The sequence below is a fragment of the Niallia sp. 03133 genome (genome assembly GCF_052663225.1).
Genome location: NZ_JBQTCY010000031.1, coordinates 1 through 1,597, shown reverse-complemented (window position 1 = coordinate 1,597; position 1,597 = coordinate 1). Strand labels below are relative to the sequence as shown.

The window sequence follows — 1,597 nt, the reverse complement described above, 5'->3', positions numbered from 1 at the left end:
TTATTTGTAAATTGAATGGAGGAGGAAAGGGGATTCGAACCCCTGCGCGGTTTGACCCGCCTGTCGGTTTTCAAGACCGATCCCTTCAGCCGGACTTGGGTATTCCTCCTCGATATATGTGGACCTTGTAGGACTCGAACCTACGACCGGACGGTTATGAGCCGTCTGCTCTAACCAACTGAGCTAAAGGTCCAAAGAAAGTAAACGATAATACAATGTTTATCTTTAAAATGTCTGTCCTCATCTCGGGATGATTATGCAAGATGCTATTCGATGAGTACAACTCGAAGATTATTCATGTTGTACTTTCTCGTTGCTCTAACCAACTGAGCTAAAGGTCCAAACGAAAATTAATTATCATTTTATATGATAGCGGCAGAGGGGATCGAACCCCCGACCTCACGGGTATGAACCGTACGCTCTAGCCAGCTGAGCTACGCCGCCATAATTCATTATTTTATATAATTAATTGGTGGAGCCTAGCGGGATCGAACCGCTGACCTCCTGCGTGCAAGGCAGGCGCTCTCCCAGCTGAGCTAAGGCCCCATACGTGCTTTAATTCTTCCTGGTCGGGAAGACAGGATTCGAACCTGCGACCCCTTGGTCCCAAACCAAGTGCTCTACCAAGCTGAGCTACTTCCCGGATATGGCGCGCCCGAAAGGAGTCGAACCCATAACCTTCTGATCCGTAGTCAGACGCTCTATCCAATTGAGCTACGGGCGCTAATTTTTTAAAAAAGTGGTGAGCCATGGAGGATTCGAACCTCCGACCCTCTGATTAAAAGTCAGATGCTCTACCAACTGAGCTAATGGCTCAAACTTATTAATGGTGCCGGCGAGAGGACTTGAACCCCCAACCTACTGATTACAAGTCAGTTGCTCTACCAATTGAGCTACACCGGCACTTTCTAAAAAGCATGTCTAATTTTTATTAAATATGGTGGAGGATGACGGGATCGAACCGCCGACCCTCTGCTTGTAAGGCAGATGCTCTCCCAGCTGAGCTAATCCTCCATTTGGTGACCCATACGGGATTCGAACCCGTGTTACCGCCGTGAAAGGGCGGTGTCTTAACCGCTTGACCAATGGGCCAACTATAAAAAAGGCACTATGATTTATAAGCCATAGAAAGTTTTAAAATAGCTTTTTCTAAATCAGCGACAAAATATATTATATAAAAATCACTTGAATTTTGTCAACACAAAAATTAATAGTATTACAATTTTTAATTAATTTTTTTTTACCAGAATCTAAAGTTTAAAAAAAGATTAGATTAAATCATCTTAATATTAGGAAAAAAAGTCAACAAAATATTAGAAATACCAACTTTAACCTCATTTAAAGAGAGGAAAAAACTGATAAAGCCTGCCTGCAGCTTGAAATAATAATGTGATTTACAATCTTAACTCCTTCTATATACTATAACAGTTAAATCGGTGTGTTGACGAATTAATCAAGAACAAACAAGGTAATTCTGATATTTTAAGAACCCGAATGACAGCATATCGCTATTCCTCATTATTTTACCTTCTATGACAATGGATACAAAAAAAAAAGAACTAAACCCAAAAATGAATTAGTTCTTTTTCTACATTTT

Annotated in this window: 10 tRNA genes; all 10 read right to left on the bottom strand. The window is 41.0% G+C overall.

The annotated features are described in order from the left end of the window. Nucleotides 1-16 precede the first annotated feature (16 nt). The 10 genes from ACTYBU_RS22395 to ACTYBU_RS22350 all read right to left on the bottom strand — a co-directional run bounded on the left by ACTYBU_RS22395 (nucleotide 17) and on the right by ACTYBU_RS22350 (nucleotide 1,092). Nucleotides 17-109, bottom strand: a tRNA-Ser gene (locus ACTYBU_RS22395). 10 nt (nucleotides 110-119) lie between these two features. Beyond that, nucleotides 120-193 (bottom strand) — tRNA-Ile (locus ACTYBU_RS22390). Between the two features lie 177 nt (nucleotides 194-370). Continuing rightward, nucleotides 371-444 (bottom strand) — tRNA-Met (locus ACTYBU_RS22385). Between the two features lie 26 nt (nucleotides 445-470). Then, nucleotides 471-546: transfer RNA gene (locus tag ACTYBU_RS22380), tRNA-Ala, on the bottom strand. Nucleotides 547-566: 20 nt separating this feature from the next. Beyond that, nucleotides 567-643 (bottom strand) — tRNA-Pro (locus tag ACTYBU_RS22375). Between the two features lie 4 nt (nucleotides 644-647). After that, nucleotides 648-724: transfer RNA gene (locus ACTYBU_RS22370), tRNA-Arg, on the bottom strand. A gap of 16 nt (nucleotides 725-740) precedes the next feature. Next, nucleotides 741-816: transfer RNA gene (locus ACTYBU_RS22365), tRNA-Lys, on the bottom strand. A gap of 11 nt (nucleotides 817-827) precedes the next feature. Further along, a tRNA-Thr gene (locus ACTYBU_RS22360) sits at nucleotides 828-903 on the bottom strand. Nucleotides 904-938: 35 nt separating this feature from the next. After that, nucleotides 939-1,014 (bottom strand) — tRNA-Val (locus tag ACTYBU_RS22355). Nucleotides 1,015-1,017: 3 nt separating this feature from the next. After that, nucleotides 1,018-1,092, bottom strand: a tRNA-Glu gene (locus tag ACTYBU_RS22350). Between the last annotated feature and the right edge of the window lie 505 nt (nucleotides 1,093-1,597).